The organism is Pseudomonas sp. SIMBA_041, assembly GCF_046535095.1.
GTDB classification, from domain to species: Bacteria; Pseudomonadota; Gammaproteobacteria; order Pseudomonadales; family Pseudomonadaceae; genus Aquipseudomonas; species Aquipseudomonas mucoides.
This window is the reverse complement of sequence record NZ_JAWRXJ010000565.1, coordinates 1-256: the sequence shown is the minus strand read 5'-3', so window position 1 is coordinate 256 and position 256 is coordinate 1. Positions and strand designations below refer to the sequence as shown.

Below are 256 nucleotides of genomic sequence, written 5' to 3'. Positions count from 1 at the left end.
CGCCACCATGCCCGGCACGGTCACCATCAACCCCGCGACCCCATCGGTGATGCCCAGGCTATTGGCAATTTGCGGCAAGACGCCGACCGGCAGGTATTCGGTGGTGACAAAGGCAAAAGCGCCCAGGGCCACCGCGTACACCGACAGCCAGTCGCGCCAGGAGGACGGCTCCGCTGGCCCGTGCGCAGCGGTGGCCGGTGATGCAGACAGATCGTTCATGGCAAAGCTCCACAGGAATGAGTGGCGCCATGCTAGG

General features: G+C 65.2%; 1 pseudogene. It reads right to left on the bottom strand.

What is annotated here, in order from left to right:
• Nucleotides 1-219 (bottom strand): annotated as a pseudogene (locus SB725_RS32380) (MFS transporter); the annotation flags it as partial.
• Nucleotides 220-256: the final 37 nt, after the last annotated feature.